Genomic DNA, 25,674 nt, shown 5'->3' with positions numbered 1-25,674 from the left:
GCGGTGGCGGCCAGCCCGGAGCCGGCGAGGGCGGCGTCGACGGCGTCCTCGGCCATTCGGCGGTAGGTGGTGAGCTTTCCGCCGACGATCGTCACCACGCCGGAGGGCGAGGTGAGCACCGCGTGCTTGCGGGAGAGGTCGGCGGTGGAGTCGTCGCCGCCGTCGAGCAGCGGGCGCAGGCCGGCGAAGGCGCCGACCACGTCGGAGCGCCGCAGCGGGCGCGCGAAGGAGGCGGCCACGACGTCGAGCAGGAAGCCGATCTCGACCTCGGTCGGCGTCGCGACGTCGGGGATCGGGCCGTCGACGGGCTCGTCGGTGAGGCCGACGTAGAGCTGGCCGTCGGGCTGGGGGAGCACGAGCACGAACCGGTTGGTCTCGCCGGGGATCGGCGCGAAGACGGCGACGTCGAGACCGGGCAGCGCCTCGCCACGCAGCACCAGGTGGGTGCCGCGCGAGGGCCGCAGCCGGACGTCGTCGACCAGCTCGCCGGCCCATACGCCGGTGGCGTTGACGACGGCGCGGGCGGCGACCGTGGTGGTGGCGCCGGTGAGCTCGTCGCGCAGCGTGGCAAAGGCGCCGGTGGCGCTCAGGACCCGGGCATGGGTGCGCACCTGCGCGCCGTGCTCGGCGGCGGTGCGGGCGATGGTGGTGACCAGGCGGGCGTCGTCCTCGAGCTGGCCGTCCCAGCCGAGGTAGGCGCCGCGCAGGCCGTCGGTGCGCAGCGGCGGGGCCAGTCGGCGGGTCTCGGCGGCGCTGAGCCGGCGCGGGCGGGGCAGGGTGTCGGCGCTGGTGCCGGCGGCGCGGCGGAGCAGGTCGCCGCCGAGGAAGCCGGCGCCGGCCAGCGCTCCCATCGGACGGCTCACGCCCGCCGCGAGCGGGATGATCGAGGGGAGCGGACGGGTCAGGTGGGGCGCGGTGGTCTCCATCAGGATGCCGCGCTCGACCGCGCTCTCGTGGGCGATGCCGACCTGGCCGGACGCCAGGTAGCGCAGCCCGCCGTGGACCAGCTTGGAGGAGAAGCGCGAGGTGCCGAAGGCCAGGTCGTGGGCGTCGACGGCGAGCACCGACAGCCCGCGCGAGGCGGCGTCGAGCGCGACGCCGGCCCCGGTGACGCCGAGGCCGATGACGACCACGTCGACCTCGGCGGGGACGTCGGCGAGGCCGGGGGTGATGCGCTGCGGGGTGGCTGAGGTCATGGCTGGAGACTCCGGACGACGAGGGCGTGCAGCTCGGCGTCGAGCGCGGGGGCGTCGAGCGCGTCGTCGAGCATGGTGTGGGCGGACAGGACGAAGCCGTGCGCGGCGAGCGCCAGCGCGCGGGCGATCGCCACGGGGGCGCCCGCGCGGATGCGGCCGGCCTCCTGGCCGACGCCGATCGCCGCGACGAGCAGGTCGAGGATCATCTGCTGCGAGCGGCCGCGGCGGGCCAGCAGGTAGGGGAGGATCAGCTCGGGGTCGAGCTCGACGATGCGGGTGAACAGCTCGTTGTCACGCAGGGCGGCCACGGTGGCGACGACCGCGTCGGCGATCGCCTGCGGGGTGGGATGGGGCGCGAGCGGGACGCCGGTGTCGACCAGGGAGCCCCACTCGCGGGTCATCAGGTCGCCCAGCAGCGCGGGCATGTCGGACCACGCGCGGTAGATCGTCATCCGGGACACGCCCGCGCGCCGGGCCACCTCGGTCAGCGTCGTGCGCCGCCAGCCCACGTCGAGGATGCACTCGCGCGCCGCGTCGAGGTAGCCGTCGCGAGGGCCGTCGCCGGTGCCGTCGGACGGACTGTTGTGACGATGTGACGACATGTGTCACACTGTAACACATGACCGCAGAGCGACCCACCGTCCTCCAGCCCGAGATGCCCCCGACGCGCTGGGGCGACCCGAGCCACGCCACCGGGCTGCCCGACGGCGTGCGCGACCTGGTCGGCCTGGTCTTCCCGATCCGTGACACCCCGGCCCGCGCCGAGGTCGCCGTCCCCGCCTCGCGGCTGGGCGAGGCCCAGCTCGCCGGCCTGCGCGCCCTGGTCGGCGAGGCGAATGTCGTCCTCGACGACGCCACCCGCCGGCTGCGCACCCGCGGCAAGTCCACGCCCGACCTGCTCCGCCAGCGCGCGGGCGACCTCGGCGACGCGCCCGACGTCGTGGTCCGCCCGGGCGGGCACGACGAGGTCGTCGCGGTGCTGGCCTACGCCGAGCAGCAGCGCATCGCCGTCGTCCCCTTCGGCGGCGGCACGGCGGTCACCGGCGGCCTGGTCGCCGACGCCACCGGCCTGGCCGGCGTGCTCTCCCTCGACCTCGGCCGGATGCGCGGGCTGCTCGCGCTCGACCCGGTCTCCTCGACCGCGACCCTCGAGCCGGGCCTGCGCGGGCCCGAGGCCGAGGCGCTGCTGGCCGAGCACGGTCTGATGCTGGGCCACTTCCCGCAGTCCTTCGAGTACGCGACCATCGGCGGCTTCGCGGCCACCCGGTCCAGCGGCCAGTCCAGCGCCGGCTACGGCCGCTTCGACGCGATGGTGGTCGGGCTGCGGGTGGCCACGCCGGCCGGCGAGGTCCGGCTCGGCAGTGCGCCGGCCAACGCCAGCGGCCCCGACCTGCGCGAGCTCTTCCTCGGCTCCGAGGGCGCCTTCGGCGTGATCACCGAGGTGACGGTGCGGGTCCGGCCGCTGCCCGAGGTCAAGCACTACGAGGGCTGGCACTGGCCCAGCTTCGCGGCGGGCTCCGACGCGATGCGGGTGCTGGCCCAGGCCGACCTGCTGCCCACCGTGCTGCGGCTGTCCGACGAGGCCGAGACGGCGATCAACCTGGCCGACCCCGCCACCGTCGGAGCCATCGGTGACGATGCCGGCCAGACGTCAGGGGGCTGCCTGATGATCGCCGGCTACGAAGGCACGCCGAGCGCGGTCGCCGCCAAGCGGGCCGCGGTCACCGAGGTGCTCACCGGTCTGGGCGGCACGGCGCTCGGCGAGGAGCCGGGCCTGTCCTGGGCACAGGGCCGGTTCGCGGCGCCCTATCTGCGCGACAGCCTGCTCGACGTCGGCGTCCTGGTCGAGACCCTTGAGACAGCCACCTTCTGGAGCAACCGCGAGCGGCTCTACACCCAGGTCAAGGCCGCGCTGGAGGCATCGCTGGGCGAGGGCACGATGGTGCTCTGCCACGTCTCGCACGTCTACGCGACCGGCTGCTCGCTCTACTTCACCGTCGTCGCGCGCGGCGGCGACGACGCGCTCGAGCGGTGGCTGCCGGCCAAGGCCGCGGCGTGCGAGGCGATCGTGGCCACGGGCGCGGCGATCACCCACCACCATGCGGTCGGCACCGACCACAAGCCCTACCTCACCGCCGAGATCGGCGAGGTCGGCGTCGAGGTGCTGCGCGCGGTCAAGCAGGCGGTCGACCCCGTGGGCATCCTCAATCCGGGAGTGCTGATCCCATGACCCGCGCGTTCGCCTTCCTCGTCAACCCGAGCTCGGGCGGGGGCGCCGCGCCGCGGGTCGTCGTACCGCTCGCGCGGGCGCTGCGCGAGGCGGGCGCGCAGGTCGAGGTCACCTACACGACCTCGGCCGACGAGACGCCGGCGCTGGTCGCGGCGGCGGTCGAGGGGGGCGAGGTCGTGGTGTCGGTGGGCGGCGACGGGATGCTGTCCTCGGTGGCCGGCGCGGTCGCCGAGGCGGGCGGCGTGCTGGCGGTGATCCCGGCGGGTCGGGGCAACGACTTCGCCCGGATGCTCGCCATCCCGCACGAGACCGCCGCCCAGGCGCGACTCCTCCTCGACGGCGCCGAGCGCTCGATCGACCTGCTGCGGGTGACACGCGGCGACGGGGCGTCGTACGTCGTGGCGGGGTCGGTCTATGCCGGCGTCGACGCGCGCGCGGCCGAGATCGTCGACCGCTCGCACTGGCTGCCCGGCCGCTTGCAATATCCGGTCGCCGCGGTCCGTGCGCTCGCCACCTATCGGCCGGTGGCGTGCACGCTCGAGGTCGACGGCACGCGGACGTCGCACCAGGCGGCGACCGTGGTGGTGGCCAACTCGCGCTACTACGGCAAGGGCATGGCGATCGCGCCGGCGGCGTCGGTCGACGACGGCCTGCTCGACGTGATCGTGATCGAGGCAGCCGGCCGGCTCGACCTGATCCGGGCGCTGCCGAAGGTCTACGACGGCGGCCATGTCGACCTCGACGAGGTGACCGTCCGCACCGGCCGGCGGGTCACCCTGTCGGGCCTGCATCGGGGTGGCGGCGCGGTCCCGGTCGGCGCCGACGGCGAGGCGCTCGGCCCGCTGCCGGCCGACGGCGCGGCGCCGCTGGTCATCGAGCTGATGCCGAAGGCGGTGCGGGTCCTGGCCTGAGGGCCCTAGGGTTCGGCCGGTGAGACCACTGATGCTGCTGGGGAAGATGGTCGCGGTCGGGCTGCTGGTGGTTCCGCTGACCGGGTGCGCGCACGAGAACGACGCCCGTGACGCGGCGCGCCGTGAGGATGCGCGGCGAGCGGCGTGTCCGGACGTCACGAAGTCTCAGGCGCTTGCGGTCGAGCGGCTGGCCGACTTCGACTACGAGGCCGTGTACGCCGAGATGAACTGCGACGGCGAGATCTCCGAGGCCGAGGATCAGTGTCTGCGCGGCAGCTGGGCGCGCACGGCGTACGGCGCGACAGCCGAGGACTTCGGCAGGTCGCCCGAGCTGGCGGTCCGCGCGACGGCCGGGCCGGAGACCACGATCACCGGGTTCCTCGAGCGGCGCCCCGGGTGGGCCCGGGTGGCGATCGCGCGCGACGGCGCGACGGGTGTCTATGAGATCCAGCGGATGCGGCGCGGCTGGCTTGTCGTGACGGGTGTCGGTTGCGCGAGTGGGGCGGCGGTCGAGCCGTTCAGCCTCGATGACCTGAGCCCGGCCTGCCGGGAGGCCATGGAAGAGGCGACGGCGAACGCGGACGAGGGCGACTTCGTCGGCTTCTCCTGCATCGAGGACGGTTCGGCCGAGGAAGATTGATCGGCGTCCGGGGAATAGCCCGGCGTCCCGACGGCTTGAGTCGGCATCGTTTCAAACTTGAAATAAAGGATCGACGATGACCGCACCCTGCCTCGCCCGCACAGCCCTCGCGCCCGTGGGCGCCGACGCCGACGCCCTCCTGGCGGCAGGCGACCTGCCGCGCGCACACGTCCGAACCCAGGTGGTGGTGCCGCTGCGTTTCCCCGACGGCTACGAGACCACCGCCGACGTGGTCACCTTCGACGGTCTCGTCGACGGCAAGGAGCACCTGCTGCTCGGCCTCGGCGACTGGCGGGCCCGCCTCGCCGACCTCGGCGCGGCGGAAGTGACCGCACCCCTGGTCCGGCCACACAGCGAGTGCCTGACCGGCGACGTCTTCGGCTCGCAGCGCTGCGACTGCGGTCCACAGCTGCGCGAGGCGGTCGAGCGGATCGCCGACGAGGGCGGGTTCCTGCTCTACCTGCGCCAGGAGGGGCGGGGGATCGGGCTCTACGCCAAGCTCGACGCCTACGCGCTGCAGGACGCCGGCCTCGACACCTACCAGGCCAATGTCGCGCTGGGGCGCGGCGAGGACGAGCGCGACTACCGCGCCGCCGCGCAGATGCTGCTGGCGGTGGGCGGCGAGCGGATCCGGCTGCTGAGCAACAATCCCGACAAGGCGGCGCAGCTGACGTCGTACGGTGTCGACGTCACCGAGCGGGTGCGCACCGGGGTGCACCTCTCGGCCGCCAACGAGCGCTACCTGACCGTCAAGCGCGACCACACCGCCCACACGCTCGACCTGGAGGGACTCTCCGCGTGACCACCGACGACCCGCGCTGGCTGGACGACGACGAGATGGCGGCCTGGCTGCCGCTCGTCCGGATCCTCGTCGCCCTCCCGCAGGCGGTCGACAAGAGGCTGCGGGACGAGGTCGGCATCACGCACACCTACTACGCGATGCTGGCCACTCTCTCCGCCCAGCCCGACCGCTCGCTCACGATGGGCGACCTGGCGCGGCTCACCGGCACCAGCCCGTCCCGGCTGACCCACGCGATCGCGGTCCTCGAGCAGCGCGGCTGGGTGGTCAAGCACCAGTGCGCGACCGACCGGCGCAGCCAGTTCGCGGTCCTGACCGACGAAGGCTACGCCGTCCTCGAGCGGATCGCGCCCGGCCACGTGGCCCAGGTCCGTGAGCTGGTCTTCGACCGGCTCACGCCCGAGCAGATCCGCAACCTCGCCGACATCGCCAACGCGCTGGTGGGCGGCATCGAGGATCTCGGCGAAGGCTGAGGCCTCCCTCAGGCGAAGGTCCAGACCAGCATCTCGGTCGGCACGGCCGCCGTCACCTCGTACGCCGACGCGTCGGTCATGCAGAAGGCGTCGCCCGCCGACAGCGGCTCGGCCAGCGAGGAGCGCAGCAGTGCGCCGGTGGTGAGGAAGGCGTGGACCTTCGCGGCTGCGGGCAGGGTGACCCGCTCCCCACCCGCCAGCCGTACGACGTCCAGTGCGGCCCTCGCGACGCCCACGGTGAGCGGTCCCCCCGCGCCGAGGACGCGCACCAGTCCGTCGCCCGGTGCGGCGGCGATGGAGGTGCGCGCGTAGGCGGGCGCGAGGTTCGGGTCGTCCGGCGTGAGCCAGACCTGCACGAAGCGCGCGGCGCCGGCGTCCGACGCGATCTCGGAGTGCCGCACGCCGGCACCGGCCGACAGGACGCCGCACTCACCCGCGCCGAGCTCGACCGCAGTGCCGGTGCCGTCGCGGTGCACGAGCGTCCCCGAGACCACCCAGGTGATGATCTCCAGACCCTGGTGCGGGTGCTCCTCGAAGCCGGTCCCGCGGCCCAGCAGATGGTCGTCGTGACACACCATCGGGCCGAAGGCGAGCCGCTCCGGATCGAAATGCGGACCGAACGAGAAGCCGTGGTGGCTCAGCCGTCCCGGCTCCCGTTCGACGAACCTGGACGAACCTCTGCGGATCTCGACACTCACGTGGCAGATTGTGCCGGGTCAGGGCACTGCGGCATGCGAGGGTGAGCCTGTGGGAGACGGGGTGGGAGATCTCGCTGGCCGGTTCCCGGCCGGATTCCGGTTCGGGACCAGTACGGCGTCGTACCAGATCGAGGGTGCCGTCGCCGAGGACGGTCGTGGCCCATCGATCTGGGACACGTTCACGTCCGAACCGGGCCGGATCGTCGACGGTTCGAGCGGCGCGGTCGCGTGCGACCACTACCACCGCTGGCCCGAGGACGTGGAGCTCATGCGCAAGCTGGGCGCGCCCGGCTACCGCTTCTCCATCGCCTGGCCCCGCATCCAGCCGACCGGCTCCGGTGCGATCAACCAGGCCGGACTCGACTTCTACGACCGGCTCGTCGACGCCCTGCTCGCCGCCGGCATCCAGCCGATGGCCACGCTCTACCACTGGGACCTGCCCCAGTCGATCGAGGACGATGGCGGCTGGCTCAACCGCGCGACGATCGACCGGTTCGCCGACTACGCCGCGATCGTCGGCGAGCGGCTCGCCGACCGGGTGAGCGACTGGATCCCCGTCAACGAGCCCAATGTCGTCACCCTGATGGGCTACGGCGTCGCCATGCACGCGCCCGGCAAGGCGTTGATGTTCGACGCGCTGCCCGTCGGCCACCACCTCCTCGTCGCGCACGGCCGGGCCGCGATCGCGCTGCGTGCCACCGGCGCGACGAGCATCGGCTGCGCCAACAACCACGCCCCCATCTGGCCGGGCAGCGACGACCCCGCCGACGTCGGCGCGGCCAAGCTCTTCGACACCCTCTGGAACGGCCACTACCTCGAGGGCATGCTGCTGGGCCGCTACTCCGACGACCTGATGATGCTGCTCGAGCCGCACGTACGCGACGGCGACTTCGCGACCATGCGCCAGCCGCTCGACTTCTACGGCGTCAACTACTACAACCCGATGCGGATCGGCGCCGCGCCGGAGGACGCCGAGCTGCCGTTCGAGTTCCGCGAGGTGCTCGGCTACCCGATCACCGACTTCGGCTGGCCGGTCGTCCCGGACGCGCTGCGGGAGTGGCTGATCACCTTCCGGGCGCGCTTCCGCGCCGCGGTGCCGCCGATCATGATCACCGAGTCCGGCTGCGCCTACGGCATCGGACCCGACGAGCACGGCGTCGTCGACGACCACCTGCGCATCGACTACCACGCGCTGCACCTCAACGCCGTCGCCGAGGCGATCGAGCGCGGCGTCGACGTCCGCGGCTACTACGCGTGGTCGCTCATCGACAACTTCGAATGGGCCGAGGGCTATACGCAGAGGTTCGGGCTGGTGCACGTCGACTACGAGACGCAACGGCGCACGCCCAAGCGCTCCTTCAGCTGGTACGCCGATCTGGTCGCCGACCACTCCCGTCGTACCGCCGGCGCCTGAGTCCCGCCGCCGTCCGCTCGGGACGAGGGCGCCTCCTCCAATTGGACGTCCTTCTGACCCTGCGCCTCGACCTGTGAGCGGTCACGTGCCCTAGCCTGCGAGGCATGCGCGCAGTCCAGGTCGTCACCACCACCGGTCCCGCCGACGTCGTCGTCCAGGAGGTGCCGGACCCGACGCCGGGCCTGGACGACGTCCTGGTCGAGGTGCACCGGGTCGGGGTCTCCTTCCCCGACCTGCTGCTCTCGCGCGGCGAGTACCAGCTGCGCCCGGAGCCGCCGTTCACCCTCGGCGTCGACTACGCCGGTGTCGTTGTCTCTGGGCCGGGCTTCGAGCCGGGGCAGCGCGTCGTCGGCGTCGGCGGCTACGGCGGCGCGTCCGAGCTGGTCGCCGGCCCGCGGCAGTCGACCTTCGCGCTCCCGGACTCGATCACCTTCGACGAGGCCGTCGCGCTCCCCATGAACTACCTCACCGCCCTCTTCGCGCTCGACAAGCGCGGCGGGGTGCGGCCCGGCGAGACCGTGCTGGTCCACGGTGCGGCCGGCGGCGTCGGCACCGCCACGCTGCAGGTCGCCCGCGGGCTCGGCGCCCGGACCATCGCCGTCGTCAGCACCGAGGAGAAGGCCGCGTTCGCGCGGGCCGCCGGCGCCGACGAGACCATCCTCTTCGACGGCTTCAAGGACGCCGTCATGGAGCTGACCGGCGGCAAGGGCGTCGACGTCGTCCTCGACGTGGTCGGCGCCGCATTCACCGACTCGCTGCGCGTGCTCGCGCCGCTGGGCCGCGTGCTCGTCGTCGGCTTCGCCGCCGGGCAGGGCATCCCCGAGGTCAAGGTCAACCGGCTGCTGCTCAACAATGTCGACGTCCGCGGCGTCGGCTGGGGCGCCTTCGCCTTCGTCCGCCCCGACTATCTGCAGGAGCAGTGGGCGCAGCTGGTGCCGATGATCGAGTCCGGTGCGGTGAAGCCGCCGGTCGGCAAGGTCTACCCGATCGAGGAGTTCGGCCAGGCGCTGCTCGACATGGACGCCCGCGCGGCGCTGGGCAAGCTCGTCGTCCGGATCCGGGAGAGCTGAGGGCGCGGCTGCTCGCCCGGTCGGTTCGCGCCGGCCCGGTGCCATGGTGGGCGCTGGTGGGTAGGTGAGTGCGCTGGTTGCGTGTCTCATGTTCGGAGTGGGTGGGTGCCGCGGTGGTCGACCTGCCATCGGTAGCCGTTGGGGCTGGTCCAGGTGTAGGTGCCGGGCTTGGTGACCTTGTAGCGCCAGCGTGAGTGGGTCTTGGCGCGGTGGTGGCGGCGGCAGAGGGGGACGAGGTTGCAGGGGCAGGTGGGTCCGCCCTTGCGGTGGGGTTTCGCGTGGTCGAGGTCGCAGGTCTTTGCTTTGCGGCCGCAGCGCGGGAAGCGGCAGGTGTGATCGCGCAGCTCGACACTGACGCGGTGGCGATCGGGGATCTCGTAGTAGTCGACGGGGATGTGGTCGGCCAGGTCGATGACTGGCCGCACCACGATGGTGGTCGCGGTGCCGAGCCACTCACGGACCTGCTCGGTGGAGATGGGGCGGTCGTTCCAGCGGGCGACGGGGTTGTCGCCGGTCAGGGTGGTGTCGGTGATGTGGATGTTGAGCGTCGCTCGTCGAGCCGGGGCGCCGTCGAGGTCGAGTGCGAGGTCGGCCCGCGCCAACTCGCCGAGGGCCTGGGACCTGCGGACGTCGAGCGACGCCGCACTGCCCAGGTTGCCCAGGCTGCCCAGGGTCCCGAGGAGGGTGGCGCGGCGGGTGATGGCGTCGTGGAGGTCGCGGGCGTCGGCGGCGTCGAGGAGTCCGGAGATGTGTGCCAGGCCCTGGGCGTTGGGTTCGTCGATGTCGAAGTACCGCTGGTCGGCCGCTGCCGTACGTTCCGCTTCGGCCGTCTGCGGGTCGAACCGAAGAATCGCTTCGGTGATGAGGCGTTCGAGCTGGGCCCAGCCGACGCCGGAGGCGTTGAACAGGTTGCGGTCCACGAACGCCGCGGCCTCGGCTGGGAGCGGTGCGACCAGCTTGGCGATCCGTGCGGCCCGCCAGGGCGTGAGGCGGCCCGACATGACCGCGGCCCAGACGTTGGGCAGGCGCCAGGCGCAGCCCAGGACCTTCGCGACGTAGGCGCGGCCGCCGGCGGGTGAGCGGCCCAGGACCGCGATCAGCTCCATGAGCGCGAACTCCGACACCAACGGAGCGCCGTCGCCGGCGATCGGGACGCCGGTGTCGACGAAGCCCTCGCCGGTCGCCGCCGTGCTCTCCCCGCGCTCCGCGCTCTGCACGGGCTCGACCGTGTTCTCCTGCGCCCAGGCCGCGATCGTCGCCCACTCCCGGATCAGCGACGCATCACGGCCCTCGATCTCCGCGCGCAGCGAGGCCAGCATCGTGCTGATACCGGTGTCGGATGCGGTCGCCTGAGCCATGCCGCCATCCCAACACCACCCTCCGACCCCGCCAACGTCGAAGCGGCAGCCTGTGGACAGAACCCGCTAGAAACAGGGCTGTGGATGGTTTCTGGTCAGGGGCAGGCCGGAACGACGAGCTAGCGGGCGAAGTCGATGGTCCACCAGCGCTGGCCGGACGACTGGGTGGTCACGCCGACGCCCATCATCCGGTAGCGGCAGTCGAGGATGATCGTGCGGTGCGTCCGGCTGGCCATCCACATCCGCATCACCCCGCTGGGGTTGGTGGTGCCGACCGCGATGATCTCGCCGATCCGGCCGGAGCGCTGGTAGCCGGCGTCCGACAGGCGCCGCCGCAGCGACGGCTCGCCGGCGAGCTGGTGCGAGAGCTGCTGGCGCTGCGCCATCAGCGCTGAGTGGGCGCTCGCCGTGCCGTGCAGGCCGTCGCGATGCTTGAGCGCCCGGCAGCCGTGGCGGGTACGGGTCTGGTTGACCCGGGCGATCAGCCGCGCCTCGACCTCGCTGACGCCCGCGCGCGGAGTCACGGGGGCGCCGGTCGTCGTGGCGGTCGCGGCGGACGCGCTCGCGGCGGGCAGGACGGACGACGGGCCCGCGGCCAGCACGGGAATCAGGAGCATGACCACGCCGAGCGCGGTCGGGAGCAGACGCACGGGACGCATCATGTCGGTCGTGATGCCCCTGCGCCAGATGTTCGGTAAAGACATTTTCTGGTACTTCTGAGGCTGGTGGGATCGTCGCTCAGCTGCGGCCGAAGTCCTGCGTCCACCACAGCTCGAGGCCGTCGACGGTGACGCCGACGCCGATCTCCCGCAGCCGGCAGTCGAGGATGTTGCGGCGGTGGTCGGGGCTGGCCATCCAGGCCCGCATCACGTTCGCGGGTGTGCTGAAGCCGACCGCGATGTTCTCCGCGATCCGGCGCCACGCGCGGGTGTAGCCGGCGCGCAGGATCCGCTGCACCAGGCCGAGCTCGCCGGGCAGCTCGTGCGCCATGTCGTCGGTGCGCGCCATCAGCGTGCTGTGGTCGCGCGCGGCGCGGCGCAGCGCCTTGTTGAGGCGCAGTGGCGGGCAACCCGCCTCTGCGCGGCGCTTGTTGGTCAGCCGGATCACCCGGGCCTCGAAGACCGAGTTGGGCAGCAGTGCCTGACGGCCCGCCACGGGCGTGCCCGTGTCGTCGCCGGACGCGGTGGCGGCATCCGCGGTCGACGTGCTGACGGACAGGGCGAGGATGCTGAGCACCCCGACCAGGAAGACCTTCACGCTACGGCTGAACATGCCGACGATCGTCCGATTTCCGAGGGGCCCGGCGCGTCGGTGCTCCGGCTCGGATCGCCTAGTCCCGGAGAACCATGCCTCGTCGTCGTCCGGCCCTGCGCGACGGGATCAGCGGGCGCCGAAGTCCTGCGTCCACCACAGCTGCCCGGCCTGCAGCACCACGCCGACACCCAGGTCCCGGAGCCGGCAGTCGAGGAGGTTGCGGCGATGGCTCGGGCTCGCCATCCAGGCGGCGACGACCTCGGTGGGGGAGCCGTAGCCGCGGGCGATGTTCTCGGCGACCAGGTGCCAGTCGCGGTAACCCGCGCGCGAGATCCGGGTCGAGAAGCGCGGCTCTCCGGGCAGCTGGTGCGCCATCGTGTCCGCCATCGCCATGCTCACGGTGTGGCCTCGCGCCGCCTGCCGCAGCGGGGACGACGTCCGCAACCGGCCGCAGCCGTGGCGGCGCCGCTCCCGGTTGGTCAGGGCGAGGACCTGGTCCTCGAGCAGCCGCTGCACGAGCGAGCCGTTGGGCAGGTGGGGCGCGATGGTCGCCGCGGCGCCGGCGGGAGCGGGCGCCGTGGGGGCGAGGCCGAGTCCGAGCGCCAGGACGACCGCGGCGCCGAGCGCGCGGGCGGGCAGGCGGGACATGCCCGCCTGATCGGCGGGCGCCGTACCGGATCGAGCGGTGGCGCCGAACTCGGGACCGAAGTCCCACCTCTGACGCCGTGTGGACGCAGCGCCTAGGCTCCACCTCGTGAGCATCCTCGACGACGCCCGACCGGGCATGGACCTCGACATCCGCCCCCAGGACGACCTCTTCGGTCACGTCAACGGGACCTGGCTGGCCGAGACGGAGATCCCGTCCGACCGGTCCAGCTGGGGACCCTTCGTCCAACTGGCCGACCAGGCCGAGGCGGACGTGAAGGCGATCATCACCGAGCTGGCGCAGACGGCCGGCGAGAGCGGCGACGCCGACGCCCGCAAGATCGCCGACCTGTTCAACTCGTTCATGGACACCGACGCCGTCGAGGCCGCCGGCATCGCGCCCGCGCAGCCGCTCATCGACGCGGTCGCCGGCCTGCGCGACATCCGCGACCTGGCCGCCTTCCTCGGCGAGTTCGAGCGGATCGGCGGCTACGGCCTCTTCGGCTCCTACGTCGACACCGACGACCGCCAGTCCGACCGCTACCTCTTCCACGTCGTGCAGGGTGGGCTCGGCCTGCCCGACGAGTCCTACTACCGCGACGACAAGTTCGCCGAGATCCGCGAGGCGTACGTCGCCTACCTGACCCGCCTGCTCGGCCTCGGCGCGCACGCCGACCCGGCCGGCGCCGCGCAGCGGATCCTCGCGCTCGACACCGAGCTGGCCGAGGGCCACTGGGAGCGCGCCGAGACCCGCGACGTGCAGAAGACCTACAACCTCTACACCGCCGAGACGTTGAAGGCGCTGTGCCCGGCGTTCGACTGGGACGCCTACATCACCAATCTGGGCGGCCACCTCGCCGGCGAGCACGCGACGATCGCGGAGGTCGTGGTGCGGCAGCCGTCGTACCTCGAGCACCTGTCGGGCGTCCTCGAGGAGACGCCGATCGAGACCTGGCGCGACTGGTTCCTGTCGCGGGTGCTGCGCTCGGCGGCGCCCTACCTGACCGACGAGTTCGTGCAGACCAACTTCGACTTCTACGGCCGCACCCTCTCGGGCACGCCCGAGCTGCGGGCGCGGTGGAAGCGCGCGGTCTCCTTCGTCGAGGGCGCGATGGGCGAGGCCGTCGGCAAGGAGTACGTCGCGCGGCACTTCCCGCCGACCTCGAAGGCGATGATGGACGAACTGGTCGCCAACCTGCTCGCCGCCTACCGCCAGTCGATCAGCAAGCTCGACTGGATGACCGACGAGACCAAGGAGCGGGCCTACGACAAGCTCGCGACCTTCCGGCCCAAGATCGGCTACCCGGAGCGGTTCCGCGACTACAGCGCGCTCGTCGTCGTACCGGACGATCTGGTCGCCAACGCCCAGGCCGCCGCCGGCTTCGAGACCGACCGCCAGCTCGCCAAGATCGGCTCGCCGGTCGACCGCGACGAGTGGTTCATGCTGCCGCAGACCGTCAACGCCTACTACAACCCGGGCACCAACGAGATCTGCTTCCCGGCCGGCATCCTGCAGAAGCCGTTCTTCAGCCCCGACGCCCTGGCCGCCGAGAACTACGGCGGCATCGGCGCGGTCATCGGCCACGAGGTCGGCCACGGCTTCGACGACCAGGGCGCGCAGTACGACGGCGACGGCAACCTCAACGACTGGTGGACCGCCGACGACAAGGCCGCCTTCGAGGTGAAGTCGAAGGCCCTCATTGCCCAGTACGACGGCTTCGCGCCGCGCAACCTGCCCGGCGAGAAGGTCAACGGCGCGCTCACCGTCGGCGAGAACATCGGCGACCTGGGCGGGCTGACGATCGCCCACACGGCGTACCTGATCGCGCAGGGTGGTGAGGCCTCGCTCGAGGACCGCGCGACCCTGTTCTTCAACTGGGCCTACGTGTGGCGGACCAAGCGGCGCCTCGAGCAGGAGCAGCAGTACCTCACCATCGACCCGCACAGCCCGCCGGAGTTCCGCGCCAACATCGTGCGCAACCTCGACGAGTTCCACGAGGTCTTCGCGACCGCGCCGGGCGACGGGCTGTGGCTCGACCCGGCCGACCGCGTCCGGATCTGGTGACGCGGGGCCTGCGGGCCGGGGAAAAATAGGTGCAGCTGCAGGCGTCTCGGGTCACCTGCAGCTGCGTGAGCAAGGCTACCCGCGGCGCTGAAGGGCTGTCCTCGGAATCGCGAAAATCGCTGCGCTGTGGATAACTCGGCTCCTCGTTGGTATGCGTCGGACCCCGCTGGTAGACACGACGACATGACTTCCGAGGCCCTCACCGACGCCGCCGTCCGCGACCGCGCGGAGGAGCACCTGCGCGCGCTTGTCGGCCGGCCCGACGTCCGGCTCCACGACGACCAGTGGGCCGCCATCGCCGCGCTGGTCGTGCAGCGGCGGCGGGCGCTCGTGGTCCAGCGCACCGGGTGGGGCAAGTCGGCGGTCTACTTCGTCGCGACCCTGCTGCTGCGGGCCCAGCAGGCGGGGCCGACGGTGATCATCTCGCCGCTGCTCGCGCTGATGCGCAACCAGATCGCGGCGGCCGAGCGGGCCGGCATCCGCGCGGTGACGGTCAACTCCACCAACATGGAGCAGTGGGACCAGGTCCACGCGGCGATCGCCGCGGGCGAGGTCGACGTGCTGCTGGTCAGTCCCGAGCGGCTCAACAACCCGGGCTTCCGCGACGAGGTGCTGCCCCGGCTGGCGGCCAGCGCGGGCCTGCTCGTGGTCGACGAGGCCCACTGCATCTCCGACTGGGGCCACGACTTCCGCCCCGACTACCGCCGCATCCGCACGCTCCTCGACGACCTCCCCGACGGCATCCCCGTCCTCGCCACCACCGCGACCGCCAACCAGCGGGTCACCGACGACGTGTCCGAGCAGCTCGGCGCCGGCACCCTGGTGCTGCGCGGCAGCCTCGACCGCGCGTCGCTGCGGCTCGGCGTCGTCCGTCTCACCACCGCCGAGCAGCGGCTGGCCTGGCTGGCCGACCATCTGTCCGAGCAGCCGGGCAGCGGCATCGTCTACTGCCTCACCGTCGCGGCCACCCAGGAGGTCGCCGACTACCTCCGCTCCCGCGGTCACCGGGTCGCCGCCTACTCCGGCCAGACCGAGCAGACCGAGCGGCTCGCGCTCGAGCAGGCGCTCATCGACGGCGAGATCAAGGCGTTGATCGCCACCAGCGCGCTCGGCATGGGCTTCGACGCCTCGCTCGGGTTCGTGGTCAACCTGGGTGCGCCGAGCAGTCCGGTCGCCTACTACCAGCAGGTCGGTCGTGCCGGGCGTGGCCACGACCTGCCGCCCGAGGGGGCGTCCGTCGTCCTGCTCCCGGCGATCGAGGACCGCGACATCTGGGCCTACTTCGCCTCCCTCGCGTTCCCCCGCGAGGAGGTCGTCCGCGAGACGCTCGCCGTCCTGGCCGACGAGGGGCGGGCGCTGAGCACGGCCGCGATCGAGCCCCGGGTCGATCTGTCGCGCACCCGCCTCGAGACCATGCTCAAGGTGCTCGACGTCGACGGCGCCGTACGACGCGTCCGCGGCGGCTGGGAGTCCACGGGTGAGCCGTGGGCCTACGACGCCGAGCGCTACGCCCGGGTCGCCGCCGCGCGCGCGGCCGAGCAGCAGGCGATGGTCGACTACCTCGCCACCGGCGAGTGCCGGATGCGCTATCTGCGCGCCCAGCTCGACGACCCCGAGGTGCTCGCCGACCCCGACTGGCGATGCGGCCGCTGCGACAACTGCGGCGGGTTGACGCTGTCCACTGAGGTGTCGGCCGAGGCGATCGAGCAGGCCGCCGACCGGCTGGCGCGGCCCGGCGTGCCGATCGAGCCGCGCAAGCTGTGGCCCACCGGGCTGTCCGCGATCGGGGTCAGCCGCTCCGGCAAGATCAAGCAGCCCGCCGAGGAGGGCCGGGCCATCGCCCGGCTCACCGACCTCGGCCACGGCGGAGCGCTGCGGGCGCTGTTCGCGGGCGACGCCGCCGACGGGCCCGTGCCCGACGGCCTGGCCCGGGCCATGGTCGCGATGCTCCACGACTGGCGGCCGCAGGTCGACGCGATCGTGGTCGCCGAGTCCGAGCGCAAGCCCCAGCTGGTGGCCGACCTGGCGTCCGGGCTGTCCCGCTTCCTCCAGGTGCCGGTGGCCGGGCGCTGGGCGGTCGTCGACCTGTCCGTCGGGCCCGACCGCGGCGCCACCAACTCGGCCCAGCGGGTCGCCGCGGTCAGCCGCCGATGTGCCCTCCAGCTCGACGACCCCGCGGCGGTCGAGGGCCGTCGGGTGCTGCTCGTCGACGACCGGCTGGTCACGGGCTGGTCGCTCACCCTGGCCGCCGACGCCCTCCACGCCGCGGGTGCCGCGGGCGTCGTGCCGTTGACGCTCGGCCTGACGTGAGTCGTGTGCCTGAGGACCCGGATATCCGCGTTCTCAGGCACACGACCCCGTCGGGCCCGGTCGCAGAGGTCCCCCGATCCGGGCCGCGGTCGGCCTAGAGTCCGAACCATGACCGACGACGCTCCCGCGAACGGCACCCCGGACCGCCCCTCCGACGGGTCCGCACCCGCCGGGCCGCCGCCCGACCAGACGGTGATCCGGCCGTCCGGCACCCCCGCTCCGCCGGCGCCGCCGGGCGCCCCCGCGGCCCCGCCCGCATCCGGCGCCGGCTCCGGATCCGGAGCACCCGTGCACGAGGACGCGCCCGCGACGACCACGGTCGTGACCGGCGCGACGCCGTACCCGCAGCCGGGCGGACAGGGCGGCGACCTGCCCCCGGGCGCGGGCTACGCCCCGGCGGGCGGCGCCGCGCCGCTTTCGCCGAAGGTGTCCCGCGCCGGCCTGGCCGGCCTCGTCGTACCGCTGGGCGCCGGCCTCCTCGGCGCCGCCATCGTCATCTCCTCGGTCCGCAGCCGCGCGAAGGGCGACCTGGACTGGTCGAACTACCTGATCGGCGTCGGCGCGACCGCGGTCCTGCTGCTCGTCGCGCTCCTCGGCTCGGTCGCGTCCCGCCGCCTCGAGGGCGGCCGTGCGCGGGCCGACGTGGTGACCTGGCCGGGCGTGGTAGGGATCCTCGGCGTCGCCCTCATGATCGGCGTCGGCATCGACTCCGACGGCGAGTGGGTCGGCTACCTGATCGGCGCGGTGACGGTCGCCCTCGCCGCGCTCGGCTATCTCTCCGCCCGCCGCGCCGCCTTCGTAGTCACCGCGATCGCCGGTCTGACGCTGCTCTACACGCTCGCGTTCCACGACGTCCTCGGCGACCAGGTCGACGGCGAGCACGGCACGATCGTCCTGGGCGCCGGCGTCGCGGTGTTCGTGGTCGCCGTGACCGTCGTCGGCTGGGCGCTGCCGAGTCGCTACGTCTCCGGGGTCGTGGTGGGCGTCGGCGGCCTGGTCGCGTACGTCGGCATGCTCGTCGCCCTGTTCGCCATGCGGGTGCTCGGTCAGCTCTTCGGCGGCTTCATGAGCTCCTTCGAGAGCTCGTCGGGGTCCGCGTCCAGCGACGGCTCCGGCAGCGTGGCCGAGTCGCACACGGTCCTCGCTGCCGACTCCTTCTCCGCGTCCGACGTCTGGTGGATCCTCGCGTTCACCGCCCTGCTCGCGGTGATCTGGTCGATCGCGGCAGCGATCTCCAACCACTCCGGCTTCTCGATCCTCGCGCTCGCCGCGCCGATCCTGACCGTCCCGCTCGCCACCGGGGCGCTCGCGGTCGAGCACCCCTCGCGCTGGTCGGCGGTCCTGGCGGTCGCGGGCGGCCTGCTCGTGCTCGCGGCGCTCGCCTTCTCGCGTCTGCGCGGCAGGTCGGTGGCCCGGGAACTCCCTGTCGGCGCCGGCCGTTAGCGTCCCCATGTGAGCTTCGTTCCCGTCTCCGGACCCGCGACCTTCCGGGCCGGCCAGCCGCCGACGATCGAGTTCACCGACGCGACCGGCGCGCGGCGGGTGCCGCTGCCGGTCAAGGCGGCGCTGCCGGTCCTGAGCCGGGCCCGCAGCGCGGACGACACCCACCCGAGCGTCGCGCTGCTCAGCGGTGCGGTGCTGCTCGGGCTGCGCCTGGTGGCTGCCGGCAAGGTCGCCCCCGACGCCCGTACGGCGACCCCCGCGTGGCGAGTGCACGGCCTCGACGCCCGCGACCTCGACGCGGTCGAGCGCCTCGCCGCCGCCCGCGCGTACGACGATCTCCCGGCCGCCGACGCCGCCGTTCTCGTCCACCAGGTGCTCGACGCGGTCGCCGACACGCTGCCGCGCGCCGCGCCCACCGTCGCTGCCACCGCCGCACTCACCGGAGCACCCGCCGCCGAGCCCACCACGCCTGCCGACCTCACCGAGCGGGTCCGCCGCCGCCTCGCCGAGCGGGTGCAGGAGGACCGCGCGGTCCTGCCCGAGCTGGTCAGCATCTCGCTGCGGGTCGAGGCCGACGAGGAGGAGCTGATCGCCGGATCGGTCCGCGTGGTGCTGCAGATCCACGACGAGCGCGATCCGCTCCATGTCTGCGACGCCGCGCTGCTCTGGACCGCCGATGCGGCCGAGCACGGCTTCGGCCGGCGGGCGCGGATCCACGCGAGCATCGCGCTGCGGGCGGCGGCCGACGCGTGGCCGGTCCTCGACCGGCTGCTCGGGCTCGCCGTACCCGACCAGCTCACGCTCGACGGCGACGAGATCGCCAGCCTGCTCGATCACGTGGGCGCGCTGCGCGACGTCCGCGTCGACGTCCACTGGCCGCGCTCGCTCGGCCCCGAGCTGACCACCCGCGCGGTCCTCGACCGCCACGATCCCCACGGCTCCCCGAGCAAGGACGACCGCAACGCTGAGCTCCCGTTGCAGGAGAGCCCGTTCTCGGCCGAGGGGCTCTTCTCCTTCCGCTGGCAGGTCGCGCTGCACGGCGAGGTGCTGACCGATGACGAGCTGACCGAGCTGGCGCAGGCGGCCAGTCCGATCATCCGGCTCCGCGGCGCCTGGACCGTCGTCGAACCGACGACCGCGCAGCGCGCGCGCAAGCGGCTGATCCGCAAGGTCAGCAGCGCGCAGGCACTCGCCGCGGCCCTCACCGGCGTCACCGAGCTCCCGACCACCGGCGACGAGGAGCCCGCGTCGACCGAGGTGATCGTCGGCGCCAGTCTGCTCAAGGTCCGCGAGCAGGTCCTCGCCGCGGCCACCCGCGACCCGCTGCCCGAGCCCGCCGGCCTGGCCGCGACGCTGCGCGACTACCAGCGCCAAGGCATGACGTGGCTCGCCGACCTCACCGACCTCGGCCTGGGCGCCTGTCTCGCGGACGACATGGGGCTCGGCAAGACGATCACCCTGATCTCGCTCCACCTCCACCGCGCCGCCGGTCCGACGCTCGTGGTCTGCCCGGCGAGCCTGCTCGGCAACTGGGAGGCCGAGATCGAGCGGTTCGCGCCCGGCGTCCCGGTCCGCCGGTTCCACGGCGGCGCGCGCTCGCTCGACGATCTCGCCGGGCCCGACGCCGGCTTCGTGCTGACGACCTACGGCACGCTGCGCAGCGACGTCGCCTCGCTCGCCGCCGTCGCCTGGGACCTGGTCGTCGCCGACGAGGCGCAGCACGTCAAGAACTCCCGTACGTCGACCGCTCGCGCGCTGCGCCAGCTGCCCAACCGCGCCCGGGTCGCGCTCACCGGCACCCCCGTCGAGAACGACCTCACCGAGCTCTGGTCGATCCTCGACTGGTGCGTCCCCGGCCTGCTCGGCAGCCGCCAGGCGTTCCGGCGGGTGTGGGGCGCGCCGATCGAGTCCGGCGCCGAGCCGACGAAGGCCCGCCAGTTCGCCGACCTGATCGGGCCGTTCCTGCTGCGCCGCCGCAAGTCCGACCCTGGCATCGCCCCCGAGCTGCCGCCGAAGACCGAGACCGACCACCTGCTCGGGCTGACCCGCGAGCAGGTCGTCCTCTACGAGGCGTTCGTCAAGGACACCATGGACCGGATCGAGCGGGCCGACGAGGACTCCCGCCGCGGACTCGTCCTCGCGCTGCTCACCGGGCTCAAGCAGATCTGCAACCACCCGGCGCAGTTCCTCAAGCAGTCCGGGGCGGTGCGGCTCACCGGCCGCTCCGAGAAGCTCGAGCTCCTTGACGAGCTGGTCGCCACCGTCATCGCCGAGGACGGCGCGGTCCTCGTCTTCACCCAGTACGTCGCGATGGCCCGGCTCGTCGAGCAGCACCTCACCGCGGTCGGCGTCCCGCATCAGTTCCTCCACGGCGGCACGCCGGTCGCGCAGCGTGAGGAGATGGTCCGCCGCTTCCAGGACGGCGACGTCCCCGTCTTCCTGCTCTCCCTCAAGGCCGGCGGCACCGGCCTCAACCTCACCCGCGCCGACCACGTCCTCCACGTCGACCGCTGGTGGAACCCGGCCGTCGAGGAGCAGGCCACCGACCGCGCCTACCGGATCGGCCAGACCCGGCCGGTCCAGGTGCACCGGATGGTCACCCGCGGCACCATCGAGGAGCGGGTCGCCCAGCTGCTCGACCGCAAGCGCCAGCTCGCCGACGCCGTCCTCGCCCGCGGCGACGCGGCGCTCACCGAGCTGAGCAACGAGGAGCTCCGCGACCTGGTCACCCTGCGCCGCGAGCAGCGCGAGGCGGCGATGAGGGAGGACGCCTGATGCGGACGACCTTCCCGCGCCAGACCCAGCCCCGGCGCGGCGTCCGGTCGTGGTGGGGCAAGGCGTGGCAGCGCGCGGTCGAGGAGGCGGCCTACTCCGAGGCCGAGCTCAAACCCGGCCGCGCCGCCGCCCGGCGCGGTGACGTGGGCGGGATCAGCGTCGCGCCGGGCAGCCTGCTGGCTGCCGTCCGTGAGGGCGACGACGCGTGGACGGTCGAGGTCGCCGTCCCCACCCTGGACGACGCCGGCCGGGCCGCGCTCGTCGAGGTGGTCGCCGCCGAGTCCGGCCGGATCGCCGAGCTGCTCGCCGGAAACCTCCCGCACGACCTGGTCGAGCACGCCGAGGAGGTCGGCGTCGAGCTCCTTCCCTACGGCGGCGAGCTGGCCGCCACCTGCACCTGCCCGCACTACCTCGCGCCCTGCGCCCACGCGCTGGCGGTGCTCATCCAGACCGGCTGGCTGGTCGACACCGACCCGCTCGTCCTGCTCGCGCTGCGCGGGCTCGAGCGCGACACCCTGCTCGCCGACCTGCATGCCCGCACCCTCGCGCCGGGCACGCCGTCGGGCGGGGCCGGCGCGGTGGCGACCACCAGCGCCGACCTCGCCGACGACGTCGAGCTGCTCGTCGAGGCGGCCCTGCGCGCACAGCGGCTGGTGCCGCTGTTCGAGTCCGGGGTCGAGCTGCCCGAGCGCCTGCTCTAGGGGCTGGTCACCGTGTCACCCGGCATTCCTGTCGTGAATTCGGCGGTTCGACGACCGAAATGCCGGGTGAGACCCTGACCCAGGGGAGCAGCGGAGTCACTTCCACACGCGCACGTAGTCGATGCTCATCGTCGCGGGCATCGGCGCGCGGCCGTCGTACTCGTTGCCCCCGACGCCGATGAGCTGGGTGAGCGCCATGATGAACTTCTTGTCGAAGGCGACGTCGCCGGTGTTGTTGACCAGGCAGGTCCGACCGTTGATGTCGATCTCGATCCGGGTCGCCGACCAGATCAGGGTGTAGGTGTTCCACACGCCCCGTTCCGCCGGGCAGTTCCAGGCCGTGTTCAGCCCCGGCACCGGACCGGCCGCATCGGCCGCGTAGTGCAGGAACGGGATCGCCAGGTGCGGTTGGTAGGAGTAGGTCTCGGCGACGTCGATCTCACCGGAGACCGGGTAGGCCACGGTGGTGTACGGGTTGTCGGGCCACAGCCAGAAGCTCTCCTGCAGACCGGGCACGAGGGCCGCGGTGTTCTTGACCCGCGCCTCGAACCGCCCGTACTGCTGGCTGAACAGGTGATAGGTCATCACGCTGCCGGAGACGAAGTCCGCCGTCTTGTCGGCGCGGCTCCATCGACAGTGGACGGGGGAGGCGACCCGGTACAGGGTCAGGTTCAGCACGCCGTCCGCCTCGTTGATGGTCGAGGGGTCGTTGAGGTAGCAGGCGCGGTGGGCGTCGGTCCCCGACGAGAACTGGGTCTGGGGCATCCACTTGGTGGTGTCGAGCGCCGTACCCGAGAAGTCGTCGTCGAAGGTGCACGACCAGAGCGTGCCGTTGGACTTGGCCGGGCGTACGCCGCAGGCGTCCGAGGCGGCTGTGGTCAGGCCGGACGCCGGGTGCGCCGGCGGGTCGGCGACCAGGACGACGACGGCCGGGGCGATCAGCGTCATCGCGACCGCGATGGACCGCAGAGCGGTGGAGATCCGGGCGCGTCTGTGCGCGCGCAGGTGGATCCGTTGCAAGGACATCATGTCCGTCCCCCCATGTGTGCGTGAGAAATGGAACGGCTACGCCCGGGCGCTTCGCGGCGCGCTCGTGCCGTCCCGGGCAGGGAGCCGACCGGGCGTAGACGGGACCTCATTCATCAGACGAAGAACGCCGACGCGAAGCGGTGAGCTGTCGCTCTCGATCGGCCCCGAGATGACACGAGCCTAGGGACGCGGGAGTCCGGTCGGACAGGCCGGTGCGACGCTTTCCCCGATCTTGAGGAAGGCCGTCCGTGGGCGGCGCTAGGCCCAGAGCGAGCGCAGCTCGTCCTGGTAGGCGGCGTAGGCCGTGCGCATCGCCGCGGCCGGCCAGTCGGCCGGCAGCAGGACGGCGGGCAGCAGCGGGTCCGCCGCCAGCTGGCGTACGACGTGCGCGGCGACCGCCAGTCGTGGCGCGGGCTCGCGCGTCGCCTCCAGCCGCGCCAGCAGCCGGCGCGCGTCGGCCGCCCACGCGCCGAGATCCCAGAGCTGGCGGGCCAGCGCGGCGGGGGCCTCGTCGGGGCGGACGGTGAAGGTGCTGAGGACGAGCTCGTCGGCGTACTCGCGGGGTCGGCGGAGATTGGCGGGCCGGGTCCAGACCCCCTCGCGCAGCTCGGCCAGCCGGTACGACGTCAGCCGGTCGCGGAGCGCGGCCCGCTCGGCGCCGGTGCGCCCGGAGACCACGACGACGGCCATCTCCCAGCCGCCGTCCCACCCGGTCTCGGCGTCGAGGACAGCCTCGTCCTGGTGCCGCTGGCGCGCCGCGAGCCGCTCGCCCAGGACGTAGTCGCCGTCGACGCGCTGGAGGTCGCCGGCCGCGACTGCACGGGTCAGGGCCACGCGTGCGGTCGCCGCGGGGATGCCGAAGTGCTCGCCGGCGCGGACCAGGTCGGCCGCCGACATCCGGTCGGGGTGCGACCCGAGCAGCAGGCTCAGCATCACCGACCGCGCCGAGAGCGGGGGCAGGGCGTCCACATCGGTCATGCTACACATCTGGACACGGTTGTCGTTGAAATCGTAATGTTGCGAGATGGGTACGCACGAGGTCTTCAACCAGGTCCCGCCGCTGGTCGGCCACGACACGTCCGCCGACCCGGCCCTGCGCGAGGGCATCGAGCGCGAGGGCGCCGGCTGGGCGCTCGCCGAGATCCAGGAGGTCGGTCGTCTCGCCGGCACGCCGGAGGCGATGGACTGGGGCCGGCTCGCCGAGCGGTTTCCGCCGCGTCTGCTCACCCACGACCGCTACGGCCGGCGCATCGACGAGGTCGAGTACGTGCCGGCGTACCACCGGCTGATGGAGACCGCCGTCAGCCACGGCATCCACGCTGCCCCCTGGGCCGACGACCGGCCGGGCGCCCACGTCGCGCGGGCCGCGAAGTTCTACGCCTGGAACGTCGACGCCGGCCACGGCTGTCCGATCTCGATGACCTACGCCGTCGTCCCCGCGCTGCGTGCCAACCCCGAGCTGGCCGCGCGCTTCGAGCCGCTGCTGACCAACCGCGACTACGACTTCGGCCTGCGCGACCCCGAGACCAAGCGCGGCCTCATCGCCGGCATGTCGATGACCGAGAAGCAGGGCGGCTCCGACGTCCGTGCCAACACCACGACCGCGACCCCGCAGCCCGACGGCACCTACCGGATCGTCGGCCACAAGTGGTTCACCTCGGCACCGATGTCCGACCTGTTCCTGACCCTCGCCCAGGCGCCGGGCGGGCTCTCCTGCTTCCTGCTGCCGCGCGTGCTGCCGGGCGGCGAGGCCAATCCGATCCGCTTCCTGCGGCTCAAGGACAAGCTCGGCAACAAGTCCAATGCGTCGTCCGAGATCGAGTACGACGGCGCCGTCGGCTGGCTCGTCGGCGAGGAGGGCAAGGGCGTCAAGACCATCGTCGAGATGGTCAACATGACCCGCCTCGACTGCGTGATCGGCAGCGCGTCCGGCATGCGCACCGCGCTGCTCTACGCCGCTCATCACGCCCGCCACCGCGCCGCCTTCGGCAAGCTGCTCGTCGACCAGCCGCTGATGCGCAACGTCCTGGCCGACCTTGCGGTCGAGTCCGAGGCCGCGACGACCGCGATGATGCGCCTCGCCGGCGCCAACGACCGCGCGATCCGGGGCGACGAGGGCGAGGGCGCGCTGCGCCGGCTCGCGCTGGCCGCGACCAAGTACTACGTCTGCAAGCGCGGCCCGGTCGTCGCCAACGAGGCGCTGGAGTGCCTGGGCGGCAACGGCTACATCGAGGACTTCGACATGGCCCGCATCTACCGCGAGCTCCCGCTGCTCTCGATCTGGGAGGGCTCCGGCAATGTCGCCGCCCTCGACGCGCTGCGCGCGATCGGTCGCGAGCCCGCGTCGCTCGACGCCTTCTTCGCCGAGGCCGAGCTCGCCCTCGGCGCCGACCCGCGCTACGACGACGCGGTGGGCGCGCTGAAGAAGGAGCTCGCCCAGCCCTATGACGTGGTCGACATCGAGCTGCGCGCGCGCCGCCTCGTCGAGCAGATCGCGGTCGTCTTCCAGGCCGGGCTGCTGCTGCGCCACGCCCCGACCGCCGTCGCCGACGCCTTCTGCGCGACGCGGCTGGCCCGCGACTGGGGCAGCGCCTTCGGCACGATGCCGGCCGGCCTCGACCTGGCGCCGATCCTGGAGCGCACCGAGCCGGGGTTCTGAGCGT

The 25,674-nt window shown here is 73.1% G+C and carries 22 protein-coding genes; 13 read left to right on the top strand and 9 right to left on the bottom strand.

Annotated elements, in window-relative coordinates; translation table 11 throughout:
• On the bottom strand, positions 1–1,196 hold a 1,196-nt coding region (locus tag AB4880_RS15975), incomplete at its 3' end, for a glycerol-3-phosphate dehydrogenase/oxidase (RefSeq protein WP_367920212.1).
• The gene (locus tag AB4880_RS15970; protein WP_367920211.1) at positions 1,193–1,798 is read right to left on the bottom strand and encodes a TetR/AcrR family transcriptional regulator; all 606 of its coding nucleotides are present in this window, start codon (positions 1,796–1,798) and stop codon (positions 1,193–1,195) included. The genes AB4880_RS15970 and AB4880_RS15975, both read right to left, overlap by 4 nt.
• Before the next feature lie 17 nt (positions 1,799–1,815).
• On the opposite strand from AB4880_RS15970, the gene AB4880_RS15965 reads away from it, so the two are divergent.
• The 5 genes from AB4880_RS15965 (at position 1,816) to AB4880_RS15945 (ending at position 6,249) form a co-directional block, all read left to right on the top strand.
• The gene (locus AB4880_RS15965) at positions 1,816–3,426 is read left to right on the top strand and encodes an FAD-binding oxidoreductase (RefSeq protein WP_367920210.1); all 1,611 of its coding nucleotides are present in this window, start codon (positions 1,816–1,818) and stop codon (positions 3,424–3,426) included.
• Complete coding sequence (locus tag AB4880_RS15960; protein ID WP_367920209.1) at positions 3,423–4,337, top strand: diacylglycerol/lipid kinase family protein; 915 nt, start codon at positions 3,423–3,425, stop codon at positions 4,335–4,337. The genes AB4880_RS15965 and AB4880_RS15960 overlap by 4 nt, the downstream gene beginning before the upstream one ends.
• Positions 4,338–4,356: 19 nt before the next feature.
• A complete protein-coding gene (locus AB4880_RS15955; protein ID WP_367920208.1) occupies positions 4,357–4,977 on the top strand; it encodes a hypothetical protein in 621 nt (206 codons plus the stop codon).
• 76 nt (positions 4,978–5,053) lie between these two features.
• Positions 5,054–5,779, top strand: coding sequence for a GTP cyclohydrolase II (locus tag AB4880_RS15950; RefSeq protein ID WP_367920207.1), 726 nt, complete (start codon positions 5,054–5,056; stop codon positions 5,777–5,779).
• Positions 5,776–6,249, top strand: a complete 474-nt coding sequence (locus AB4880_RS15945) for a MarR family winged helix-turn-helix transcriptional regulator (protein ID WP_367920206.1) — start codon at positions 5,776–5,778, stop codon at positions 6,247–6,249. The genes AB4880_RS15950 and AB4880_RS15945 overlap by 4 nt, the downstream gene beginning before the upstream one ends.
• A gap of 8 nt (positions 6,250–6,257) precedes the next feature.
• Here AB4880_RS15945 and AB4880_RS15940 read toward each other — a convergent pair whose 3' ends face one another.
• Positions 6,258–6,947, bottom strand: a complete 690-nt coding sequence (locus AB4880_RS15940) for a pirin family protein (RefSeq protein ID WP_367920205.1) — start codon at positions 6,945–6,947, stop codon at positions 6,258–6,260.
• A 61-nt stretch (positions 6,948–7,008) separates the two neighbouring features.
• Here AB4880_RS15940 and AB4880_RS15935 point away from each other — a divergent pair, with 61 nt between their 5' ends.
• Together AB4880_RS15935 and AB4880_RS15930 are read left to right on the top strand one after the other, a co-directional pair.
• Entirely contained in the window at positions 7,009–8,361 is a 1,353-nt protein-coding gene (locus tag AB4880_RS15935) for a GH1 family beta-glucosidase (RefSeq protein ID WP_367920204.1), read from the top strand.
• Positions 8,362–8,465: 104 nt separating this feature from the next.
• Complete coding sequence (locus tag AB4880_RS15930; RefSeq protein WP_367920203.1) at positions 8,466–9,431, top strand: NADPH:quinone oxidoreductase family protein; 966 nt, start codon at positions 8,466–8,468, stop codon at positions 9,429–9,431.
• An 86-nt stretch (positions 9,432–9,517) separates the two neighbouring features.
• On the opposite strand, the gene AB4880_RS15925 is transcribed toward AB4880_RS15930, so the two are convergent.
• The 4 genes from AB4880_RS15925 to AB4880_RS15910 all read right to left on the bottom strand — a co-directional run bounded on the left by AB4880_RS15925 (position 9,518) and on the right by AB4880_RS15910 (position 12,691).
• Positions 9,518–10,789 carry an HNH endonuclease signature motif containing protein gene (locus tag AB4880_RS15925; protein ID WP_367920202.1) on the bottom strand — a complete coding sequence of 424 codons (1,272 nt, stop codon included), beginning with the start codon at positions 10,787–10,789 and terminating at the stop codon, positions 9,518–9,520.
• Between the two features lie 119 nt (positions 10,790–10,908).
• The gene (locus AB4880_RS15920) at positions 10,909–11,439 is read right to left on the bottom strand and encodes a CAP domain-containing protein (RefSeq protein WP_367920201.1); all 531 of its coding nucleotides are present in this window, start codon (positions 11,437–11,439) and stop codon (positions 10,909–10,911) included.
• 88 nt (positions 11,440–11,527) lie between these two features.
• Positions 11,528–12,061 carry a CAP domain-containing protein gene (locus AB4880_RS15915; RefSeq protein ID WP_367920200.1) on the bottom strand — a complete coding sequence of 178 codons (534 nt, stop codon included), beginning with the start codon at positions 12,059–12,061 and terminating at the stop codon, positions 11,528–11,530.
• A gap of 108 nt (positions 12,062–12,169) precedes the next feature.
• A complete protein-coding gene (locus AB4880_RS15910) occupies positions 12,170–12,691 on the bottom strand; it encodes a CAP domain-containing protein (protein ID WP_367920199.1) in 522 nt (173 codons plus the stop codon).
• 106 nt (positions 12,692–12,797) lie between these two features.
• Between AB4880_RS15910 and AB4880_RS15905 the strand changes: the two genes are divergently transcribed.
• The 5 genes from AB4880_RS15905 (at position 12,798) to AB4880_RS15885 (ending at position 21,982) form a co-directional block, all read left to right on the top strand.
• Complete coding sequence (locus AB4880_RS15905) at positions 12,798–14,753, top strand: M13 family metallopeptidase (protein WP_367920198.1); 1,956 nt, start codon at positions 12,798–12,800, stop codon at positions 14,751–14,753.
• Between the two features lie 183 nt (positions 14,754–14,936).
• Entirely contained in the window at positions 14,937–17,063 is a 2,127-nt protein-coding gene (locus tag AB4880_RS15900) for a RecQ family ATP-dependent DNA helicase (protein WP_367920197.1), read from the top strand.
• A 108-nt stretch (positions 17,064–17,171) separates the two neighbouring features.
• The gene (locus AB4880_RS15895; RefSeq protein ID WP_367920196.1) at positions 17,172–18,506 is read left to right on the top strand and encodes a hypothetical protein; all 1,335 of its coding nucleotides are present in this window, start codon (positions 17,172–17,174) and stop codon (positions 18,504–18,506) included.
• A gap of 9 nt (positions 18,507–18,515) precedes the next feature.
• Positions 18,516–21,281 carry a DEAD/DEAH box helicase gene (locus tag AB4880_RS15890; RefSeq protein ID WP_367920195.1) on the top strand — a complete coding sequence of 922 codons (2,766 nt, stop codon included), beginning with the start codon at positions 18,516–18,518 and terminating at the stop codon, positions 21,279–21,281.
• Positions 21,281–21,982, top strand: coding sequence for an SWIM zinc finger family protein (locus tag AB4880_RS15885; protein ID WP_367920194.1), 702 nt, complete (start codon positions 21,281–21,283; stop codon positions 21,980–21,982). The genes AB4880_RS15890 and AB4880_RS15885 overlap by 1 nt, the downstream gene beginning before the upstream one ends.
• A 96-nt stretch (positions 21,983–22,078) precedes the next feature.
• Here the strand turns inward: AB4880_RS15885 and AB4880_RS15880 are convergent, their stop codons facing one another.
• Positions 22,079–22,930 (bottom strand): glycoside hydrolase family 16 protein, encoded by an 852-nt coding sequence (locus AB4880_RS15880; RefSeq protein WP_367920193.1) that lies wholly within the window; start codon positions 22,928–22,930, stop codon positions 22,079–22,081.
• Between the two features lie 339 nt (positions 22,931–23,269).
• The gene (locus AB4880_RS15875; RefSeq protein ID WP_367920192.1) at positions 23,270–23,989 is read right to left on the bottom strand and encodes a PaaX family transcriptional regulator C-terminal domain-containing protein; all 720 of its coding nucleotides are present in this window, start codon (positions 23,987–23,989) and stop codon (positions 23,270–23,272) included.
• 46 nt (positions 23,990–24,035) lie between these two features.
• Here AB4880_RS15875 and AB4880_RS15870 point away from each other — a divergent pair, with 46 nt between their 5' ends.
• On the top strand, positions 24,036–25,670 hold the full coding sequence (locus tag AB4880_RS15870) for an acyl-CoA dehydrogenase family protein (protein ID WP_367920191.1): 1,635 nt from the start codon (positions 24,036–24,038) through the stop codon (positions 25,668–25,670).
• Positions 25,671–25,674 lie beyond the last annotated feature (4 nt).

Source organism: Nocardioides ginsengisoli (assembly GCF_039537225.1).
In the GTDB taxonomy this organism is placed as follows: Bacteria; Actinomycetota; Actinomycetes; order Propionibacteriales; family Nocardioidaceae; genus Nocardioides; species Nocardioides ginsengisoli.
This window is presented reverse-complemented; position numbering and strand designations above follow the sequence as displayed.